At 72.8% G+C, this 19,588-nt stretch carries 17 protein-coding genes; 10 read left to right on the top strand and 7 right to left on the bottom strand.

Going from position 1 to position 19,588, the window contains the following annotated elements; all coding sequences use genetic code 11:
- Window positions 1-223 precede the first annotated feature (223 nt).
- From ABH941_RS02085 to ABH941_RS02095, 3 genes are all read right to left on the bottom strand, one after another.
- Window positions 224-946, bottom strand: coding sequence for a peptidyl-tRNA hydrolase (locus tag ABH941_RS02085; protein ID WP_370126778.1), 723 nt, complete (start codon window positions 944-946; stop codon window positions 224-226).
- Window positions 947-1,003: 57 nt separating this feature from the next.
- Window positions 1,004-1,678: a ThuA domain-containing protein gene (locus tag ABH941_RS02090; RefSeq protein WP_370126779.1), complete on the bottom strand. Its 675-nt coding sequence runs from the start codon at window positions 1,676-1,678 to the stop codon at window positions 1,004-1,006.
- Between the two features lie 96 nt (window positions 1,679-1,774).
- Window positions 1,775-2,812, bottom strand: a complete 1,038-nt coding sequence (locus ABH941_RS02095) for a LacI family DNA-binding transcriptional regulator (protein WP_370126780.1) — start codon at window positions 2,810-2,812, stop codon at window positions 1,775-1,777.
- Between the two features lie 187 nt (window positions 2,813-2,999).
- On the opposite strand from ABH941_RS02095, the gene ABH941_RS02100 reads away from it, so the two are divergent.
- The 5 genes from ABH941_RS02100 to ABH941_RS02120 all read left to right on the top strand — a co-directional run bounded on the left by ABH941_RS02100 (window position 3,000) and on the right by ABH941_RS02120 (window position 9,273).
- A complete protein-coding gene (locus ABH941_RS02100; RefSeq protein ID WP_370126781.1) occupies window positions 3,000-4,151 on the top strand; it encodes a Gfo/Idh/MocA family protein in 1,152 nt (383 codons plus the stop codon).
- Window positions 4,152-4,159: 8 nt separating this feature from the next.
- On the top strand, window positions 4,160-5,263 hold the full coding sequence (locus ABH941_RS02105) for a dihydrodipicolinate synthase family protein (protein ID WP_370126782.1): 1,104 nt from the start codon (window positions 4,160-4,162) through the stop codon (window positions 5,261-5,263).
- The gene (locus tag ABH941_RS02110) at window positions 5,260-6,108 is read left to right on the top strand and encodes a sugar phosphate isomerase/epimerase family protein (RefSeq protein WP_370126783.1); all 849 of its coding nucleotides are present in this window, start codon (window positions 5,260-5,262) and stop codon (window positions 6,106-6,108) included. Before ABH941_RS02105 ends, ABH941_RS02110 begins: the two co-directional genes overlap by 4 nt.
- Window positions 6,105-7,211, top strand: coding sequence for a glycerate kinase (locus ABH941_RS02115; protein WP_370126784.1), 1,107 nt, complete (start codon window positions 6,105-6,107; stop codon window positions 7,209-7,211). The genes ABH941_RS02110 and ABH941_RS02115 overlap by 4 nt, the downstream gene beginning before the upstream one ends.
- Window positions 7,212-7,308: 97 nt before the next feature.
- On the top strand, window positions 7,309-9,273 hold the full coding sequence (locus tag ABH941_RS02120; RefSeq protein ID WP_370126785.1) for a glycoside hydrolase family 9 protein: 1,965 nt from the start codon (window positions 7,309-7,311) through the stop codon (window positions 9,271-9,273).
- A gap of 589 nt (window positions 9,274-9,862) precedes the next feature.
- Here ABH941_RS02120 and ABH941_RS02125 read toward each other — a convergent pair.
- Together ABH941_RS02125 and ABH941_RS02130 are read right to left on the bottom strand one after the other, a co-directional pair.
- Complete coding sequence (locus ABH941_RS02125; RefSeq protein ID WP_370126786.1) at window positions 9,863-10,300, bottom strand: protein-tyrosine phosphatase family protein; 438 nt, start codon at window positions 10,298-10,300, stop codon at window positions 9,863-9,865.
- A complete protein-coding gene (locus tag ABH941_RS02130) occupies window positions 10,297-10,848 on the bottom strand; it encodes an ArsR/SmtB family transcription factor (protein ID WP_370126787.1) in 552 nt (183 codons plus the stop codon). Before ABH941_RS02130 ends, ABH941_RS02125 begins: the two co-directional genes overlap by 4 nt.
- Before the next feature lie 101 nt (window positions 10,849-10,949).
- Here ABH941_RS02130 and ABH941_RS02135 point away from each other — a divergent pair, with 101 nt between their 5' ends.
- Together ABH941_RS02135 and ABH941_RS02140 are read left to right on the top strand one after the other, a co-directional pair.
- Window positions 10,950-11,867, top strand: coding sequence for a S41 family peptidase (locus tag ABH941_RS02135; RefSeq protein ID WP_370126788.1), 918 nt, complete (start codon window positions 10,950-10,952; stop codon window positions 11,865-11,867).
- Between the two features lie 57 nt (window positions 11,868-11,924).
- Window positions 11,925-12,197 carry a hypothetical protein gene (locus ABH941_RS02140; protein ID WP_370126789.1) on the top strand — a complete coding sequence of 91 codons (273 nt, stop codon included), beginning with the start codon at window positions 11,925-11,927 and terminating at the stop codon, window positions 12,195-12,197.
- Window positions 12,198-12,203: 6 nt separating this feature from the next.
- Here the strand turns inward: ABH941_RS02140 and nagB are convergent, their stop codons facing one another.
- Entirely contained in the window at window positions 12,204-12,986 is a 783-nt protein-coding gene (gene nagB / locus ABH941_RS02145) for a glucosamine-6-phosphate deaminase (protein WP_370126790.1), read from the bottom strand.
- 120 nt (window positions 12,987-13,106) lie between these two features.
- Window positions 13,107-13,739, bottom strand: a complete 633-nt coding sequence (locus ABH941_RS02150; RefSeq protein WP_370126791.1) for a pyridoxamine 5'-phosphate oxidase family protein — start codon at window positions 13,737-13,739, stop codon at window positions 13,107-13,109.
- 165 nt (window positions 13,740-13,904) lie between these two features.
- Here ABH941_RS02150 and ABH941_RS02155 point away from each other — a divergent pair, with 165 nt between their 5' ends.
- The 3 genes from ABH941_RS02155 (at window position 13,905) to ABH941_RS02165 (ending at window position 19,577) form a co-directional block, all read left to right on the top strand.
- Window positions 13,905-17,180, top strand: a complete 3,276-nt coding sequence (locus tag ABH941_RS02155) for a LysM peptidoglycan-binding domain-containing protein (RefSeq protein WP_370126792.1) — start codon at window positions 13,905-13,907, stop codon at window positions 17,178-17,180.
- A gap of 27 nt (window positions 17,181-17,207) precedes the next feature.
- Entirely contained in the window at window positions 17,208-18,401 is a 1,194-nt protein-coding gene (locus tag ABH941_RS02160; protein ID WP_370126793.1) for a transglycosylase family protein, read from the top strand.
- An 84-nt stretch (window positions 18,402-18,485) separates the two neighbouring features.
- Complete coding sequence (locus tag ABH941_RS02165) at window positions 18,486-19,577, top strand: hypothetical protein (RefSeq protein WP_370126794.1); 1,092 nt, start codon at window positions 18,486-18,488, stop codon at window positions 19,575-19,577.
- The last annotated feature ends 11 nt before the right edge of the window (window positions 19,578-19,588 follow it).

The following is a 19,588-nucleotide window of genomic DNA, read 5'->3' on the forward strand; positions in this document are numbered from 1 at the left end:
CCCTCGGCACTGCCCCGTTACGCCGATGTTCCCCCCGGCGGCTGGCCGGTGCCGCGCTGTTCGGCCTGGACCGTCTCGGCGCGTCGGCGCGGGCGCCGGCCCGGCTCCGTGAGGGCTATCGGCGGGCCGGCTACCAACGGGCAGAGTCTGACGCAGCAGCCTCAACCATGGGCTACCGACTGACTGTTGTCGCCGAGTGCTGATCCAGGCAGCCGTGTGCCCGTCAGTTCCGGTGCAGCGCCGGGTGGTCGGCGATCACCGTGCAGGAGCCCGGGGCGACCTCGGTGAAGCCCGCGTCGCGCACCATCGGCAGGTCCGTGGCGGCCAGGCCGGCCCACTGCTCCGGGGTGGCGGTGCGGACGGCGAGGGGGAAGCCGGCCGCGCGCCACTCCGCGCGCTGCTCGGCGGTCAGCGCCCACCAGGTGAGCTGCGCGCCGTGGCCGGCCTGGGCCATGGACTTGCCGGTGGACATCTCCACCTCGGGGTTGAACCACAGCACCGGCACCCCGGGGTCGGCCGGGGCCGGCGGCTCGGGATCCTCTAGCTCGGTTCCGGAGACCTGGAGCTTCGCCAGCTCCTTCGGCCAGCCGTCCAGCGGGACCGGCACGAACACCCGCACCTCGGCGGACTTGCCGGTCACCGTGATCCCGTCCAGCTCCTGCGCCTTGCGCCACTCGCCGCCCCTGGCCCGGCGGACCACCTTGCGGATCCTGGCGTCCTCCCAGGCGTGCACGCGCTCGGCCCACTCGCCGTCCGCCGCGGTGGTGCGCTCGTCCGAGAGCAGCGTCAGAACGGCGCGGGCGGCGGTCTCCAGCGCGTCGGTGTGGGCGGGCGGGTCGGTGCGCTCGATCCGGACCACCAGGGGCAGGACGAACTGCGGTGCGGCGTCGCGGTCGACCACCTGATCGGCGAAGGGGCTGGAGCTGGAGGCGGGGCTGCTGGTCACGGGTCCACCCTAAGCGGTCGGTCCGAAGTGTCCGAAGCGTCCGAAGCGGAGGACGCCTCAGTCCTTGAGCCGGCAGACCCAGAGCAGCGCCCCCAGCAGATGCGCCCGGAAAGCCGGGTCGGCGTAGGCGTCGTCGAAGTGGCCCAGGGCGGTGTAGAAGCTGCGGCCCCGCCCCTCGGGCTCCCGGCACCAGACCAGCGGGTGGTCCGCGCCCATCCGCCCGCCCTGGTACCCGCTCTCGTCGACCGTCGCCAGCACCCGCACCCCGGCGGTCCGGGGCGGGCTGCGGAAGTCGTACCACTCGTCGGTCCACGCCCACTGCTCGGGCAGGTGCCCGGTGGCCGGGTGGTCCCGGTCCTCGACGGTGACCGTGGCCGGCTGCGGCGCCGGGTGGCTGTGGAAGCGCGAGCCGAGGAGCTCGCCGTAGTAGGGCCAGTCGTACTCCGTGCCGGCGGCCGAGTGGATGCCGAGGAAGCCGCCGCCGGCCGAGTGGAACTGCTCCAGGGCCCGGCGACCCGCGTCGGTGAGCACCTCGCCGGTGGTCGAGAGGAAGACCACGGCTCCGGTACCGGCCAGCTCCGCCTCGGTGAAGGCTTCCGGGTCCTCCGTCGCGGTCAGCTCCAGCCCCTGCCCGGCGGCCAGCTCACCGAGCGCGGCGATCCCGGCGGGGATGGAGTCGTGGCGGAAGCCGGCGGTGCGGGTGAACAGCAGGACACGGGGGAGGGGCGGCATGGCGGGGACGGCTCCAGGTGGTCGAGCGGTTCGGCAGGGAAGCGCTTTCCGGAGCCTCAGGCTAGGCAGCGCCCGGCCGGGTGGTCAACCGGGTGGTCAAGGCGTCCCCGTGCTCGCCCGCAGGGTCGGTTCGACTGGCAGCCGCAGTACCCGCACCGGCTCGGACCGGGCCGCGGCCTGGCGGCTGAGGGCCAGGCCGACCGCCTCGGCGCCCATCTCCAGCAGCGGCATCCGCACCGTGGTCAGCGCCGGGGCGAGGTCGGCGGCCAGCGGGATGTCGTCGAATCCGGCGACGGCGATCTCGCCCGGGACGTCGATCCCGCGCTCGCGCAGCTCCGCGAGGACGCCGACGGCGCAGACGTCCGACAGGGCCAGGACCGCTTCCGGCCGCTCCCGGCCGGGGCCGGTCGCCGCCAGCAGTCGGCCGACCGCCTCCCGGCCTCCGGTTCGGCTGAACTCGGCCTGTTCCAGCAAGATCTGACCAAGGGTCAGGCCGAACTCCGCCAGCGCGTCGGTGACCCCGGCGAGCCGCTCCGCCGAGACCCGGAACCGCGCGGGCCCGGCGATCACGGCCAGTCGGCGGTAGCCCTGACCGAGCAGTGCCCGGGTGAGCGCCGCCGCGCCGCCGCGGTTGTCGGGCAGGACGGTGTCGTACCCGTCGCCGTGGTCGGTCACGGCGGTGACCGCCCCGCCCTCGGCGCGGTAGAGCGACAGCGCAGCGTCGATCGCGGCGGTGGCGGCCGGGTCGGTGTAGCCGGAGCCGGCCAGCACGATCGCCCGTACCCGCTGGGCGTGCAGCATCCGGATGCAGCGCAGTTCGACCTCGGGGTCGCCCCCGGTGTTCAGGACCATGGTGAGCAGCCCGGCGTCGGCGGCCGTGTCCGTGGCGCCCTTGGCGAGTGCGCCGAAGTAGGGGTCGGCGATGTCGTGCAGCAGCACCCCGATGGTCGCGGTGCTGGCCCTGGCCAGGGCCTGGGCCGGGGCGTTGGGGAGGTAGCCGAGCTCCTCGGCGCTGGCCCGGACCCGGGCGGCGAGCCCGTCGCCCACGGTGCGGGCGGAGCCGTTCAGGGCGCGGGAGGCCGTCGCCAGGGAGACCCCGGCATGGCGGGCCACCTGCCCCAGAGTCACCGCCATGGTCCCACCTCTCCGATCCGACGAATCGCTGTGTGAGGGGAAGGCTACCGGTTCGGGGGCCCTTGACCTCTGCGGCTCTCCGCTCTAGGTTCAGCGTGTGGAAAGCGCTTTCCATGGTGCTTGGCAGAACGCTTGGCAGGAGCTTGGCAGAGCGCTTTCCAGCATCCGGACATGCGGAAGGACAGAGATGACCCGTAGGACGATCGGCATCGTGATGAACGGCGTGACCGGGAGGATGGGTTACCGGCAGCACCTGCTGCGCTCGATCCTGGCCATCCGGGAGCAGGGCGGTCTGCCGCTCGACGACGGCACCTTGCTCTGGCCCGAGCCGGTGCTGGTCGGGCGTAGCGAGGCCCGGCTGCGGGCCCTCGCCGAGCGCCACGGTCTGGAACGCTGGACCACCTCGCTGGACGAGGCCCTCGCCGACCCGACCACCGAGGTCTACTTCGACGCGCAGGTCACCCCGGCCCGTGAGAAGGCGCTGCGCACCGCCATCGCGGCCGGGAAGCACATCTACACCGAGAAGCCCACCGCCGAGTCCCTGGAGGGTGCACTCGACCTGGCCCGGCTGGCCCGCGAGGCCGGGGTCCGCAACGGAGTGGTGCAGGACAAGCTCTTCCTGCCGGGCCTGCTGAAGCTCAAGCGCCTGGTCGACAGCGGCTTCTTCGGCCGGATCCTCTCGGTGCGGGGCGAGTTCGGCTACTGGGTGTTCGAGGGCGACTGGCAGTCGGCTCAGCGCCCGTCCTGGAACTACCGCGCCGAGGACGGCGGCGGCATGATCCTCGACATGTTCCCGCACTGGCGCTACGTGCTGGACGAGATCGTCGCCCCGGTCCGCTCGGTGTACGCGCACAGCAGCACCCACATCCCGGAGCGCCGCGACGAGCAGGGCGCCGCCTACCGGGCCACCGCCGACGACGCCGCCTACGGCATCTTCGAGCTGGAGGGCGGGATCGTCGCCCAGATCAACTCCTCCTGGGCGGTCCGGGTGGACCGCGACGAGCTGGTCGAGTTCCAGGTGGACGGGACCGAGGGCAGCGCCGTCGCCGGGCTGCGCAACTGCCGCTACCAGCACCGGGTCGGCACCCCCAAGCCGGTGTGGAACCCCGACCTCCCGGCCACCGAGGACTTCCGCTCGCAGTGGCACCAGGTGCCGGACAACGAGGTGTTCGACAACGGCTTCAAGGTGCAGTGGGAGCTGTTCCTGCGCCATGTCGTCACCGGCTCCGACTACCGCTGGGACCTCCTGGAGGGCGCCAAGGGCGTCCAGCTCGCCGAGCTGGGCCTGCGCTCCGCCCGCGAGGGCCGCCGCCTCGACGTCCCCGCGCTGGAGCTGTGAGGCCCGCGATGACCCACTCCTCCGATTCCTTCGCCTCCAGTTCCTTCGCCTCCCGTACGGCCTACGCCGCCGCCCATGTGGTGGCCGACCCCTACGGCGGCAACGCGCCGGGCGCGCCCGCCGCCGTCGACTGGGACGCCACCCTCGCCTTCCGCCGCCACCTCTGGTCGCTGGGCCTCGGCGTCGCCGACGCCATGGACACCGCCCAGCGCGGCATGGGCCTGGACTGGGCCGCCACCAGCGAGCTGATCGCCCGCAGCGGCGCCGAGGCCAGGGCCGTCGGCGGCCTGCTCGCCTGCGGTGCCGGCACCGACCAGCTCCCGGCCGGCCCGGCCGACGACCTCGCTGCCGTCCAGGCAGGCTACGAGCAGCAGATCGAGGCGGTCGAGGCCGCCGGGGCCCGGGTGATCCTGATGGCGAGCCGTCAACTCGCGGCCACCGCACGCGGATCCGAGGACTACCAGCAGGTCTACGGCGCGCTGCTGCGGCAGACCCGGCAGCCGGTGATTCTGCACTGGCTCGGCACCATGTTCGACCCGGCCCTCGACGGCTACTGGGGCGGACCCGGTGCCGGCCTCGACGCCGCGACCGACAGCGTGCTCACGCTGATCAAGGAGCACGCCGACCGGATCGACGGCATCAAGGTCTCGCTGCTGGACGCCGACCGCGAGATCGCCCTGCGGGCCGCTCTGCCCGCGGGCGTCCGCCTCTACACCGGCGACGATTTCCACTACCCGGAGCTGATCCTGGGTGGCAGCGACGCCCTGCTCGGCGTGTTCGACCCGATCGCCGTCCCGGCCGCCGCGGCCCTGCGGGCCCTCGACGCGGGCGACACCGAGCGCTACGAGGCGCTGCTCGCCCCCACCGTCCCGCTGGCCCGGCACCTCTTCGCCGCGCCGACCTTCCACTACAAGACCGGCATCGTCTTCCTGGCCTGGCTGGCCGGGCACCAGGACCACTTCGGGATGGTCGCCGGCGCGCAGAGCGGACGGTCCGCCATCCATCTGCTGGAACTGCACCGGCTCGCCCTGGCCGCCGGGATCCTCCCGGACGAGGACCTGGCCGCCGCCCGGTTGCGGCAGTACTGCGAGCTGATGGGGGTCAACCGATGACTGAGGGCAGGACGGAAACGGGGAGCGCGGCCGAGGGCATCGAGCGCCTGTCGCTCAACCAGATGACCACCCGGGGCTGGAGTCTGGCCGAGGCCGTCCACGGCTGTGTCGAGGCGGGCATCGGCGGGATCGGTGTCTGGCGTGACAAGGTCGAGGAGGCCGGCGGCGCCGTCGCCGCGGCGAAGCTCGTCCACGATGCCGGACTGACCGTCAGCAGCCTGTGCCGGGGCGGGTTCTTCACCAGCCCGGGGGCGATCGAGGACAACCGCCGTGCCATCGAGGAGGCCGCCGCGCTGGGCACCGACACTCTGGTGCTGGTCTGCGGTGGGCTGCCGAAGGGCAGCCGGGACCTGGTCGGCGCCCGCGAGCAGGTCCGCGACGCCCTCGGCGAGCTGGCTCCTTACGCCGGGGAACATGGCGTACGGCTGGCCGTCGAGCCGCTGCACCCGATGTTCTGCGCCGACCGGGCGGTGGTGTCCACCCTGGGCCAGGCCCTGGACCTGGCCGAGCAGTTCCCGCCGACGCAGGTCGGCGTGGTGGTCGACAGTTACCACGTCTGGTGGGATCCGGAGCTGTACCGGCAGATCGCCCGCGCCGGTGCGCGGATCACGTCCTACCAGGTCTGCGACTGGACCGTGCCGCTGCCGGCAGATGCTCTGCTCGGCCGCGGCCATGTAGGCGACGGCGTGATCGACTTTCCGCCGCTCAGTCGGGCCGTGGCCGACGCCGGCTACACCGGCTGGATCGAGGTGGAGCTGTTCAACCAGGAAGTCTGGGACACCCCCGGTGAACTGACCCTGCGTCGGATGATCGAGCGTCATCTCGCCCATGTGGTACTGCCGTGAGGGTGGTCATCGCCCCTGACTCCTTCAAGGGTACGGTCACCGCCGCCGAGGCGGCCGAGGCGCTGGCCGAGGGCTGGCGGCGGATCAGACCGCAGGACACGCTGCGGCTGCTGCCGCTCGCGGACGGCGGAGAGGGGACCCTGGCCGCCGTGCTCCGGGCAAGCCCCGGTGCGCGCACCCACGCCGTCCCGGGCTGCACCGGACCGGACGGCCGTCCGGTCACCGGCTGCTTCGCGCTGCTTCCCGACGGCACCGCGGTGGTCGAACTCGCCACCGCCAGCGGGCTTCCGCTGCTTTCCGCGCCCGATCCGCTGGGCGCCACCACCCGGGGCACCGGCGAGACCATCGCGGCCGCCCTCGACCACGGGGCCGAGCGCCTGGTCGTCGGCGTCGGCGGCTCGGCGTCCACGGACGGCGGCGCGGGCCTGCTCCGGGCCCTCGGCCTGGAACTGTACGACGGGAAGGGCCGTCCGCTGCCCGACGGCGGGGGAACGCTGGCGGGGGCCGCGAGCGCCGACCGCTCCCGGCTGCGGCCGGTGCCGCCGGGCGGAGTCCAGGTGCTCACCGATGTGGTCAACCCGCTGCTCGGACCGGACGGGGCAGCCGCTGTCTACGGTCCGCAGAAGGGCGCGGACGCCAAGCAGATCGCGGTGTTGGAGCGGAGTCTGGCCCGACTGGCCGACCTGCTGGGCGGCGATCCATCGGCCCCGGGCGCGGGCGCGGCGGGCGGCACTGCCTACGGGCTGTGCGCCGCCTGGGGTGCCGAGGTGGTTCCCGGAGCGGCGGCCGTCGCCGAACTGCTGGGCCTGGGGGAGGAGTTGGCCTCGGCCGACCTGGTCATCAGCGGTGAGGGCCGCTTCGACGCGACCAGTCTGCAGGGCAAGGTCGTTGGCGAGGTCTCCCGCCGGGCCGGGGCGGCTGGGGTCCCGCTGGCGGTGGTGGCGGGGACCGCCGCATCCGATGTGGCGCAGAGCGCTGATCTCGCAGTACTACTGACGCTTAGTCAGATAGCCGGGTCGCCGGAACGAGCCCGAGTCGAGGCGGCCCGCTGGCTGCGCGAGGCCGGTGCTGGGCTGGCCGCCGGCTTCAGGGGATTCTCTTGACGGTCTGGCATGTGCTCAGTACCGTTCCGAAACAAGTAAGGAAAGTTAACTAACTTAGACCTGGCCTAGAGGCTGCCCGCACCCCGAGGAGCTCCGCATGGGATCGCCGACCCGAAGAAGAGCCCTGCTGGCAGCCGTCGCCACGGCCGGCCTGACCGCGGCCCTGGTGCCGCTGACCTCCGCGCAGGCGGCGACCACCGGCCTGCTGCGCGTCGACCAGCTCGGCTACGCACCCGGGGACACCAAGATCGCCTATCTGATGACCGGCGCCGCCGTGACCAAGGAGACCTACAAGGTCCTCAACTCCTCCGGCCGCACCGTCGCCAGCGGAACGGTCGGCAGTGCCAGCCGCGGCAAGTGGAACTCTGCCTACCCCGACGTCTACCCCATCGACTTCTCCGCGGTGCGCACCGCCGGCAGCTACCACCTCGTCACCAGCGGCGCGGCAGCCGCGACCTCCCCGACCTTCAAGGTCGAGAACGCCTCCGCGCTCTACGGCACCCTGGTCGCGGACGGCGTCAACTTCTACCGGAACCAGCGGGACGGCTCCGACGTCATCCCCGGAGCGCTCAACCGGAAGCCGTCGCACCTCAACGACAAGTCCGCGACCGTCTACAAGCTACCGAACTTCGACACCAGCAGCGGCAACGGCGACATCATCAAGGACGCCTCGCTGACGAGGATCGGCGGCCCGGTCGACGTCTCCGGCGGCTGGTTCGACGCGGGCGACTACCTCAAGTTCACCTTCACCACCGCCTACGCCGACGACTTGCTCTACGCTTCGGCCCGCGCGCTGGGCAGCAGCGCCCCGGCCTCGCTCCCGGCCGAGGCGAAGTATGGCGCCACCTGGCTGAACAAGATGTGGAACCCGTCCACCAAGACGCTCTACCTCCAGGTCGGCATCGGCAGCGGCAACGCCTCGGGCTCCTTCCTCGGCGACCACGACCTCTGGCGGCTGCCGCAGGCAGACGACTCCGACAGCGCGAGCGCCGACAAATACGCAGCGAAGAACCGTCCGGTCTTCGAGGCCGCGGCACCCGGCGCCAGGATCGACCCGGACATCGTGGGCCGGGTCGCCGCCGCCTTCGCACTCGCCGCCCAGGCCGACGCCGCCTCCGGCGACACCGCGGGCGCCACCACCGAGCTCGCCGACGCGACCTCCCTCTACGCGCAGGCCAACACCAGCCCGGGCAGCACCCTGGAGTCGGCCGCCCCCAACGCCTACTACCCGGAGTCCATCTGGCACGACGCCATGGAACTGGGCGCGACCGAGATCGCCCTCGCCCAGCAGGCTCTCGGCAGGCCCCGTGCGACCTATCTGCCTTACCTCACCAAGGCCGCGACCTGGGCCAAGGACTACATCGCTAGCGACTCGGGCAAGGACACCCTCAACCTCTACGACGTCAGCGCCCTCGCCCACGCCGACCTGGTCACCGCGATCGCGGCGGCAGGCAGCCCGAGCGGCCTGGCCGTCGCCAAGTCCGACCTGGTCGCCGACCTCAAGGCCCAGGTCACCTCCGCCGCCAGGACCTCCGCGGCCGACATCTTCCGCGCGGGCGGCGACTACACCAACTTCGACGTCGACGCGCACAGCTTCGGTTTCATCTCCACCGAAGCCCTCTACCGCAAGGCCAGCGCCGACACCCGGTACGCGGCCTTCGCCGGTGCGCAGCGCGACTGGCTGCTCGGCGGGAACGCCTGGGGCACCAGCTTCATGGTCGGCGCCGGCACCACCTTCCCCGACTGCACCGGCTCGCAGATTCCCAACCTCTCCGGCTCCACCAACGGCTCCGCCCCGATCGACACCGGCTCTGTCGTCAACGGTCCCAACGGCACTTCCAACTTCAGTGGAGGTCTGGGCAGCCTGCAGTCCGGCATGAAGAAGTGCGAGCACGACTCCTTCACCGCCTTCACCGGCCACGGCGGCGAGTACGTGGACGATGTCCGCTCCTGGCAGTCCAGCGAACAGGCCCTCGACATGACCGGCAGCGCAGTCCTGGCCGGGGCCTTGCAGTCGGCCGCCTCAGCGGGCGCAGCCGCGTTGCCGGGGAGGCGACGCTAACCCGTAGCGGGTGGGGGAGCGGGGTCGCCGTAGCGGGCCTCGGGCTCCGTCCCACGGCCGAGCCCCCGTCCCGCCCCCGTCTCCGACGTGCGCGTTCGCTCCCGCTGACCGTCCGTCGCCTCCGTGGGGCACGCCGGCCGGTCCCGGGCTGGGCTGGCTCGGCTGCGCCTCGCGGCAACTGCGAGGAAGGGGGGAAGGCGCGGCGTGCGTTGCCGCGTTGGGCTCCGGCGGGGGGCGCCCGCGAGTGCAACGGCAGCGTGCGGTGGGGCGCGTTGCCCGCCGTCTCCCGGGCTCCGCCCGGAAAGAAGCGGCTTCCTCCCCAGGCACTTCGTACAGGGGATACCCCATGCGCGACAAGGGCAGGGGGCGGCCCCTGCCCGGCACGGACCGTCGCGCCCCACGGAGGCGAAGGGGGCACCTCCCGCCCGAAGGGTGGGGGGAGGATCACCGGGAGCAAACGCGCACGTCAGAGACGGCATCGGGACGGGGGCTCGGCCGCGGTGGGGTATCCCCTGCACGAAGTGTTTGGGGAGGCACCCCGGCCCGCCAGCCGTCGAGAGCGCCGAGTCGGGCCAGGGCTGACGGCTGCCTAGCCGAAGCGGCGGACGAAGGCGCGTTGCCAGGGTGTCTCCACCGCGCCGGCGGCGTAGTGGGTGCGGACGTAGTCGACCGCTTCACCGCCGGGGACTCCGTCGAGGACGGCGAGGCAGGCCAGGGCGGTGCCGGTGCGGCCGCGGCCGCCGCCACAGGCGATCTCGACGCGTTCCTTCGCGGCTCGGGACCAGGCCTCGCGCAGCGCTTCGGTGGCTGCCTCGCGGTCGGTCGGCAGCCGGAAGTCGGGCCAGCGGAGCCACCTCGCCTCCCAGTCGACCTGGGGTGGCCGACGGCCCAGGAGGTAGAGCGCGAAGTGGGGTACGGGACCGTCCGGGAGGGGCTGGCGCAGGGCCCGACCGCGGACGAGCCGACCCGACGGCAGGCGGAGTACGCCGGCTGCGGTGGGGTTCCAGGCAGAGGCGGGCTCGTTCACCTGGTCGGGCCACCTCGCCGACTGTCCCCTGCCGGTCCCTGTGCGTACAGGGCGACCAGCACTCCGTGGATGGCCGAGTCGGTTCCGGCCTCCTCGGCGTTCTCCACCAGGCGCTCCAACTCGGCGCTCAGGCACTTGGCCTGAGCTTCCGTCAGGCGGACGTGGCGCAGAATCAGCAGTGGCTCGCCGGTGGCTTCGTCGAGTTCCTCGGCGACTGCGCCGAACATCGCGGTGGTCGCGGCGGCCTGGTGGCCGGCGAAGGTCATGCGGCGGGCCGTGCGTTGGTAGTACTGCTCGGTTCCGCCCCGGACCTGGCGGGTCTCCACGACGCGGACCATCCCGGCGTCGCGCAGGACGCGGAGGTGGTGGGCGACGTTGCCCTTCTGGGCGCCGAGCGCGGTGGCGAGTTGGCTCATGGTGGCGCGGCGGGCGAGGGCGAAGAGCAGTCGCTGCCGCAGCGGATGGGAGAGGGCTTTGAACTGGACCGCGCTGTCGACCTCGAGCAGTTCCTCAGGGGGCGGCAGATCGCGTGACTGCAAGGGCTCCATGGATCCTAAGTGTCTATGTCTCTTGACGCTTTTTCAAGAGGCGTGCTCTACTCCTGCTGACAGCAGCAGGAATGCAGCGGGAACACACACGGGGAGTCTCCATGACAGCGCTCGACACCGATCGAATCGTCACCGAAACCGCCAAGCTGATAGCCGATCACTACGTCTTCCCCGACATCGCCGAGCAGCTGTCCGCGCTGCTCGCGGACCGGCTCGCCGCGGGCCACTACGGTGCCGCCGGCACCGCCGAGGAGTTGGGCGCGCTGGTCACCGAGGATCTGCAGTCCGTCAACGGCGACCGTCACCTGCGGCTGCAGTACCACGCGGAGACGGTCCCGGCGGAGCCGGGCGGTGCGGTGCTGGCCGAGATCACCCGGGAGGCCGACGATTCCATGAACGGCGTGCCGCTGGTGCGGCGGCTGGACGGCGGGGTGGCGCTGCTGGAGCTGGCGCCGATCATCTTCCCGATGCAGCTCAAGGACGGCGCGACCGGGGAGACCCTGCGTGCCGCGCTCAATCTGGTCGCCTGCGCCGAGGCGCTGATCATCGACCTGCGCCGTACCCGCGGCGGCAGCCCGGACACCGTCGCCTGCATCTGCGGCTACCTGCTGGACGAGTCCACCCACGTCAACACCACCTACTGGCGCGATGGCGACAGCTACGCCCAGTCGTGGTCGCCGGCCTACGTTCCCGGGCCCCGCTTCGGTGGCAGCAAGCCCCTGTACGTGCTGACCAGCGGCAGCAGCTTCTCCGGCGCCGAGGAGCTGGCCTACGACCTGCAGCAGCTCGGCCGGGCCGTCGTGGTCGGCGAGCGCAGCCGGGGCGGCGCCCATCCCCGCGAGGGCTACACCGTCCATCCGCACCTGGAGGTGACCGTCCCCACCGGACGCTCCGTCAACCCGGTGTCCGGGACGGACTGGGAGGGCGTCGGCGTGCGGCCCGACATCGAGGTCCCGGCGGCCGAGGCCCTGGAGCGCGCCCACCGCGAGGCGCTGACCGCGCTGAACGCCACCGCCTGAACCGGGCGAGTCTGGGCGGCGCAGGCCTCCCCCTACATCCTGGCTGCCGACGCCCCGGTGCTGCCCATCGGCGGCTTCACCAACCAGGGGCCCTCGCCGACCCTCGCCTCGCTGAAACAGCAGGTTCGAGCGGACGAACTGGTCTACGTCCTGCTGAGCGACCACCCGTTCGGCTTCGGTGGCAGCGAAAGCGGCGACGCGGTCGGTACGACCGTCGCCGACCAGGCCACGCGCTGGGTCACCGGCAGCTGCACCGCCGTCCCGCCCACCGCCTACGGCGGGGGCGTGGCGGGCAGCGAGCTGTACCACTGCTCCCCGAAGGCGAGTTGACCACCGTCAGATCGACTGCCAGCTGGGCTTGGCCGCCCAGGTCGCCCGGAAGTAGTCGGCCAGCTTGAGGCCGGAGGCGGCGGCCTCGTCGACGACCACGGTCGCGTGCGGGTGCAGCTGCAGCGCCGAGGCGGGGACCAGGGCGGAGACCGGGCCCTCCACGGTGAGGGCGACGGCGTCGGCCTTGGCCTCACCGGTGGCCAGCAGCACCAGGTGGCGGGCCTCCAGGATGGTGCCGATGCCCTGGGTGATGACGTGGTGCGGGACCTCGTCCAGGTTGTTGAAGAAGCGTGCGTTGTCGACCCTGGTCTGCTCGGTCAGCGTCTTGATCCGGGTGCGGGAGGCCAGCGAGGAGCAGGGCTCGTTGAAGCCGATGTGACCGTCGGTGCCGATGCCGAGCAGCTGCAGGTCGACGCCGCCGGCCGCGGTCAGCGCCTGGTCGTAGGCGAGGCAGGCGGCGGCGATGTCCTCTGCGCTGCCGTCCGGGCCCATGAAGGAGGACTCGGTCAGGCCCAGCGGCTCGACGACCTCGCGCAGCACCACCGAGCGGTAGGACTCGGGGTGGCCCTTGGGCAGGCCGACGTACTCGTCCAGCTGGCAGATCCGGGCCCGGCTGACGTCCAGGCCGGTGCTGTGGACCTTGCCCGCCAGCGCCTGGTAGATCGGCAGCGGGGTGGAGCCGGTGGCCACGCCGAGCAGGGCGTCGGGCTTGCGGGTCAGCAGGTCGGCGATCGCCGCCGCGATGAGCTCGCCGCCGGCGGCGGCGTCGGGAACGATCACAATTTCCATGCTGGTCCCATCACAGTCGAGGCATAATCACACAAGGGCATCGTGGTATAGACCAATTTTAGCAGACGGCAGGCAGCCTCGCGCCCCAGGGGGATCCGTACGGGCGAGTGCGCAGCGGTATCAGCTGTAGAGGTCGCCGCCGTACTGCGGCCCGTAGTAGCGCTCCAGCTCCTCCAGCGACTCGTCCTGGCGCTCCATCGACTTGGCGATCCTGGCCCGGGACGGGGCGGACTCCGGATCCCAGGTCTCCGGCCGCCACAGCGCGGAGCGCAGAAACGACTTCGAGCAGTGGTAGAAGACCTCGTCGATGTCCACCACCAGGGCCAGCACCGGCCGTTGGCCCTTCACCGCCATCCGGTCGAAGAACGGCGCCTCGCGCACCAGTCGGGCCCGCCCGTTGATGCGCAGGGTGTCGCCGCGGCCCGGGATCAGGAAGAGCAGTCCGACGTGCGGATTCTGCAGGACGTTGTGGAAGCTGTCAGCCCTGCGGTTGCCCTTGCGCTCGGGGACGGCGATGGTGGTGTCGTCCAGGACCAGGGTGAAGCCGGGCGGGTCACCCTTCGGCGAGGTGTCGCAACTCCCGTCCGCGCCCGAGGTCGAGAGCAGGCAGAACGGTGAGGCCGCCAGCCAGGCCCGGTCGTGCTCGTGCAGACGGGTGCGTACCTTTCCGGCGTCGCGGTCACTGGGCGGGCCGAGCAGTTTTCGCAGCTCATCCGCCGAGGTGACCTCTGTCGGACCGGTGTCGTCCGCCATGTGCGGGCCCCTCCCGAAGATCCGGTTGATCGCTCTTCTGATCCTAGAACATCGCTCAACGGTCGGTTGTGACCTATGGATCTGCCATGTCCCCTACCGATCACAGTGACGAGGCGTCACTCTAGGTGCAGGCGTGCCGCGTCGGTGCGCCCGAGGGGGAGGGCCATGGGCCCGCAGTCGCGCGACGCCGCTCCCGCCTCCGCATCCGCCGCCAGGCGGACGATGCGGCGGCGGCACGGCACGCTGCCCGGATGGCGGTCGGCGCTGGTGCGCGGCTGCGCCGGGCTGGTACTGCTGCCGGCGCTGCTGGCAGGGCTGCCGCTGGCGCTGCTGTACGGGACGCTGGCGCTGGCCCGGGACGGCGGACCGTTCGCCGGGGGAGGGCCGGCCGCGCTGGTGAGAGCCCCCGACCAGGGGCAGCTGCTGGTCTGGGTGCTGGCCGCGATCGGTTGGCTGGCCTGGGCGGCGTTCGCGCTGGGCGTCCTGGTCGAACTCGCGGCGCGGATCAGCGGGCGGGTCCCGCGCCGGATCCCGGCGCTGGGCTGGTCGCAGCGGTCCGCCGCTGCGCTGCTCGGCGCGGTGTTCGCGCTGCTGCCGGCCGGGGGAGCCCTCGCGGCGGCGCTCCCGACGTCGGTCGCGGCGGTTTCGGCGACGGCGCCGCCGGCTCTCGCGCCGAGCGGAGCCGCCGGAAGAACCGTTTCTGCAGCCACCGCCTACACGGTCCACACCGTCCGGGCCGTGCGCCCGGCCGAGACGCTGTGGTCCATCGCCGAGGCCCGGCTCGGCAGTGGCAACCGCTGGCAGGAGATCGCCCGGCTCAACCAGGGCCGGGTGATGGACGCGACCGGAGCGGTCTTCCAGGTGGACTCGCCGCTCTCGCCGGGTTGGCAACTGGCCATGCCTGCAGCTTCGGTGACGGTGACGGTGCAGCAGGGCGACACGCTCACCGGAATCGCCGAGGAGCACCATGTCGGCGGGGGCTGGGAGTCCGTCTATGCCGCCAACCGGCAGGTCGTCGGTGCCGACCCGGATGTGATCCAGCCCGGCGAGCAGCTCAGACTCCCGGGGGGGACGGCCCCTGCGCACCCCGCCGCGTCGCCGGCTTCGACGATCCCCGCCCGTCCCCCCGCCCCTCCCTCCGCCCCCGCCGCGCACCGATCCGTCCCCGAGGAGACAGCGGCACCGGCACAGCCCTCCGGAGGCCCCGCGCCGACCGCGCCGGCGGCCGCCCCGCACACCGGCGATCCGGTCAGGCTGCCCGCCTTCGGCGCCGCCGCGCTCCTCGCCGCCGGTCTGGTGGGGCTGCTTGTCCGCAACCGCGTGCGTCAGCAGCGCCGCAGACCCCCGCGCCGACGCATCCCCATGCCGGGCGTCGAGGAGCAGCAGTACGAGGCGTTCCTCCGGGCCGTGGCCGACCCGACCGGCCTGGACCTGCTCGACCGCACGCTGCGCACCCTCGGGATGACCTGCCTGGAGACCGGGGCCGAACTGCCCCGGCTGACCGCCGTCACCCTGCGCCCGGGCGGCACCGTCGATCTGCACCTGCCGGCTCCGGCCCCGCCGCTCGCGCCCTTTGCGGCTTCCGGGGACGGACGGGTCTGGCGCTGCCGCGCGGACGAGGCCGAACTGATCGCCCCCGAGCGGGCCCGCGACGTCCCGGCCCCCTACCCGGCACTGGTCACCCTCGGCCGGACCCTCGACGGCGTGCACGTCCTGGTGGACCTGGAGAACGTGCGGCAGCTCCATCTGGACGGCAGCCCGGACGAGGTCGCCGCCGTCAGCCGTGCCCTGGCGGCGGAGCTCGCGGCGAGTCCGCTCGCGGACCGGATGCGGCTGTTCGCCGTCGGCAGTCCGGGCCGGTCCGGGCCCACCGGGGCCGACGAGGCCTTCGGCGCCGACCGGATGGCCGTCTGCGACAGTGTCGACCAGGCCCTGTCCGGCCTCGCCGAACACCGAAGAGCGATGGAAGCGTCATTGACGGAGTGTCAGGTGACCCATCCTCGTGCGGCCCGCTCCCAGGGCGTGGCCACCGAGCTCTGGGTGCCGACCCTGTTCTGCACCGACCGTCGACTGACGGAGGGTCAACTGGCAGAGCTGGGACGGGCCATGTCCGGCGAGGAACACCGCTGCATCGCGGCGGTCACCCCGGGGACGCCCGGCCCCGGGCTGCACGTCGACGCCCGTCCCGGCCACCACCGGTCGCCCGACGGGCTGCCCTTCGCCGTCGAGCTGCAGCGGCTGACGGAGGACGAGTACGCGGCGGCGCTGAGCCTGCTGGCCACCAGCCGACGCCCCGCCGACGAGCCGGCGCCGGACTGGACCGGCCACGACCCGGAGGCCGCACCCGACCGGGACGACCCCTTCCTCATCCCGGTGCTGGCCACCCGCTCCCGGGCCACCGGTGGCGGTGCTCCCGCTTCGGCGACCTCCGTCCCCTTGCTCGACCCGGACCTGCCCGGCGCGCGCCACCGCAGCGGGCTGATCCCGGCGCTGAGCACCGGCCTGAGGGCGCATCGGGCCGCGGACGCGCAGAACGCGCAGGACGCGCAGGACGCGCAGGACGCGCAGGACGCACAAGAGCCGCCCGGTCAGGAGCAGCAGCACGAGGGGCCACCGCCCCTGGGCGAGGACGGCTGGCCGCTGGCTCCGGCTCCGCGCATCCTGCTGCTCGGACCGGTGCGGCTGATCGGCACCACCGGCTTTGCCGAGCCCGCGCTCACCAGCCAACTGACCGCCCTCGCCGCCCTGCTGGCGGCCCATCCGGACCCCGACCCCAGACTTGTGGACGCGGTGATCCACCCCGTCCCCTACGCCGCCCAGCGACCGGCCGCGGTCGGCCGCAGGGCCCAGCAGATCCGTACCGCCGCGCTGTCGCGGCTGCGTGACTGGCTGGGGGTCGCCCCCGGCGGTGCCCCCTATCTCGACCCGGCCGCCAGACGCTTGCACCCGGCCGTGACCTGCGACTGGACCGATTTCCAGGACCTCTACCGGCACGGCATGAACGCCCGCGGCCCGGCCGAGGACGCGGCGCTGCGTCGCGCGCTGGACCTGGTGCGCGGCGGCCCCTTCGCCGGATCGCACCACCTCTACCCCTGGGCCGAACCGTACCGGCAGGACATGGTCTCGGCGATCATCGACGCCTCCCACGAGCTGGCCAAACGCCGTCTCGCGGCCGGCGACCCCACCGGCTGCGAGACCGCACTCCACAGCGGGCTGGCGGCCGTTCCCGAGGCCGAGATCCTGCACCGCGGCCTGATCCGCCTCTACGCCACCTCCGGGATGGGCGACCGTGTCGCCGCCACCATCACCCGGCTCGCCCAGGTCAACGACGCTCTGGGATGCCTCGACTACGAACCCGAGACGCTCGAACTCTTCAGCTCGATCACCGGCCGGCGGCTGCGGCCTGCGCGCCGTCGCAGACCCGGCCCCCGGTCCCACTGACCCGTCAGCACTGTGAGGAGCCCACGGATGAACCCCTCGAACGGACGTCACCGCAGACCGCAACCGCCCACCAGCGCAGGCACCGCCCTGGCCAAGGCCGCAGGCGCGACCGCCGTCGGCGCCGCGCTCCCGGTGCTCGTGGCGGCACCCGGACATGCCGCCTCGTCCTCGGTCTGGGACAAGGTGGCCGCCTGCGAGTCGGGTGGCGACTGGCAGATCAACACCGGCAACGGCTACTACGGCGGGCTGCAGTTCTCCGCCTCCACCTGGGCGGCCTACGGCGGCGAGCACTACGCGAGCACCGCGAACCGGGCGACGGAGGCCGAGCAGATCACCGTCGCCCAGCGGGTGCTGCAGGGCCAGGGGCCGGGCGCCTGGCCGGTCTGCTCGGTCCGGGCCGGACTGACCCGCAGCAACGGCGCCCAGGCGACGACCATCGCGGCGAAGACGGCGAAGACGGCGAAGACGGCGACGGCGAAACCCGCGGCGAAGCCGGCTGCGGTGAAACAGCCGGTGGCCAAGCCGGTGGCCAAGAAGCCCGTCGCCACCACGTCGGCTGCCAAAAAGACCCAGGAGCACACGGTCCGCAGCGGCGAGACCCTGTCCGGCATCGCCGAGAGCCTGCACCTCACCGGTGGCTGGCAGGCCCTCTACGCCGCCAACCGCTCCGTCGTCGGCAGCGACCCGAACCTCATCCTTCCGGGCGAACGCCTCACCTGGACAGGGTCCGCCAGCACCGCCAAGCCTGCCGCCGAGGTCACCTTCGCCACCAGCGTCGTCCATCACACGGCCAAAGCCACCCCCGCAGCCGGCGGCTTCGTCGCACCGATCAGCGCCCACTACGTGATCTCCGAGGGCTACGGCGTCCCCGGACCCTGGGCCGCCGGCCACCACACCGGCGTGGACCTCGCCGTCCCGGTCGGCACCACGGTCCAGGCGGTCGGCGCGGGCACCGTGGTGAAAGCGGAATGGGGCGGCGCCTACGGGAGGATGGTCGTGGTGCGACACGCCGACGGCCGCTACAGCCTCTATGCCCACCTCTCGCAGATCGACGTCCACGTCGGGGAGACCGTCTCCGCCGGCACCGAGCTCGGTCTCTCGGGCGCCACCGGCAATGTGACGGGCCCGCACCTCCACTTCGAGGTCGACACCACCGAGCAGTACGGCTCCGACATCAACCCGATCAGCTGGCTCGCCTCCCACGGAGTCCAGCTGGGCTGAGGCGACGGAGCGGCATCCGTCGCAGGGGCCGCGTAGGGTGACCTCCGGTGCCGCCGTGTTGCGGCGCGGACGGAAGGAAACCACGTGCGGCCCCTGCTCGGAGTGATCGGTGTCCTCATCGTCCTCGGTGTGTTCTCGTCGGTGGTGCGGACCCTGGTGATGCCCCGGCCCTCCAGCTCCGGCTTCACCCGGGTGGTGCTCTCCGCACTGTTCGTCCCCTTCCAGCTGGTGGCCGACCGCTGCTCCAGCGTGGAGCGCAAGGACAGGGTGCTGGCGCCCGTCGCACCGCTGTCGCTGCTGGTCACGCTGGTGCTGTGGCTGTTCTCGTTCCTGATCGGCTATGCCCTGCTCGAAGCCGCGGTCAGCGACCTCGGCGCCAAGGCGGCCATCGACGAGGCCGGGTCCTCGCTGTTCACCCTGGGCTTCGCCAGCAGCAACCGCAGCGCGCTCACCGCCGTCGACTTCTGTGCGGCGGCCACCGGCCCCATCGTCATCGCCCTGCAGATCGGCTACCTCCCCGCCCTCTACAGCGCCTACGCCGCCCGGGAGGCGGAGGTGACCCTGCTCCAGTCACGCTCCGGCAGCCCGCCCTGGGGGCCGGAGATCCTGGCCCGCTACGCCCAGGCCGAACTGCTGGACTCGCTCGACGAGCTGTTCAGCAACTGGGAGCGATGGGCCGCGCAGGTCAACGAGAGCCACACCACCTATGCGGTGCTGATCCAGTTCCGCTCCGCCCGCGCCACCCGCAACTGGATGGTCTCGATGCTGTCCGTCCTGGACGCGGCCGCCCTGCAGCTGGCCTTCAACCCCTCGCGTCGGCCGCAGACGCCGGCCCGGATGGCCTTGCGGGCCGGCTATGTCTGCCTGCGCGATCTCGCCGACGTCCGGGGCATCGCCTACACCTCGGACCCGACGCCGGAGGACCCGGTCGACCTCGACTACGCGTCCTTCCTGCAGGGCGTGGACCGGATGCGCGATCAGGGCTTCCCGATGGAGCGCAGCCCCGAGGAGGCCTGGCCGCACTTCCGCGGCTGGCGGGTCAACTACGAGAACCTCGCCTACCGCCTCGCCTACGACATCGACGCCGTCCCCGCCGCCTGGTCCGGCCCCCGCCGCACCCCCTCGGTCATCCTCACCCCGACGACGCCGAAGGACCGGCAGCCGGCGACTCGCTGACGACGCGGCCA

Source organism: Streptacidiphilus sp. EB103A (assembly GCF_041261405.1).
GTDB lineage: Bacteria > Actinomycetota > Actinomycetes > Streptomycetales > Streptomycetaceae > Streptacidiphilus.

What these genes read in the sequence shown, in the direction of transcription:
- ABH941_RS02090 (WP_370126779.1), bottom strand. Translation starts at nt 1,678, where the DNA reads ATGCCGCCCCTCCCCCGTGTCCTGCTGTTCACCCGCACCGCCGGCTTC.
- ABH941_RS02095 (WP_370126780.1), bottom strand. Translation starts at nt 2,812, where the DNA reads ATGGCGGTGACTCTGGGGCAGGTGGCCCGCCATGCCGGGGTCTCCCTG.
- ABH941_RS02100 (WP_370126781.1), top strand. Translation starts at nt 3,000, where the DNA reads ATGACCCGTAGGACGATCGGCATCGTGATGAACGGCGTGACCGGGAGG.
- ABH941_RS02105 (WP_370126782.1), top strand. Translation starts at nt 4,160, where the DNA reads ATGACCCACTCCTCCGATTCCTTCGCCTCCAGTTCCTTCGCCTCCCGT.
- ABH941_RS02110 (WP_370126783.1), top strand. Translation starts at nt 5,260, where the DNA reads ATGACTGAGGGCAGGACGGAAACGGGGAGCGCGGCCGAGGGCATCGAG.
- ABH941_RS02120 (WP_370126785.1), top strand. Translation starts at nt 7,309, where the DNA reads ATGGGATCGCCGACCCGAAGAAGAGCCCTGCTGGCAGCCGTCGCCACG.
- ABH941_RS02130 (WP_370126787.1), bottom strand. Translation starts at nt 10,848, where the DNA reads ATGGAGCCCTTGCAGTCACGCGATCTGCCGCCCCCTGAGGAACTGCTC.
- ABH941_RS02135 (WP_370126788.1), top strand. Translation starts at nt 10,950, where the DNA reads ATGACAGCGCTCGACACCGATCGAATCGTCACCGAAACCGCCAAGCTG.
- nagB (WP_370126790.1), bottom strand. Translation starts at nt 12,986, where the DNA reads ATGGAAATTGTGATCGTTCCCGACGCCGCCGCCGGCGGCGAGCTCATC.
- ABH941_RS02150 (WP_370126791.1), bottom strand. Translation starts at nt 13,739, where the DNA reads ATGGCGGACGACACCGGTCCGACAGAGGTCACCTCGGCGGATGAGCTG.
- ABH941_RS02155 (WP_370126792.1), top strand. Translation starts at nt 13,905, where the DNA reads ATGGGCCCGCAGTCGCGCGACGCCGCTCCCGCCTCCGCATCCGCCGCC.
- ABH941_RS02160 (WP_370126793.1), top strand. Translation starts at nt 17,208, where the DNA reads ATGAACCCCTCGAACGGACGTCACCGCAGACCGCAACCGCCCACCAGC.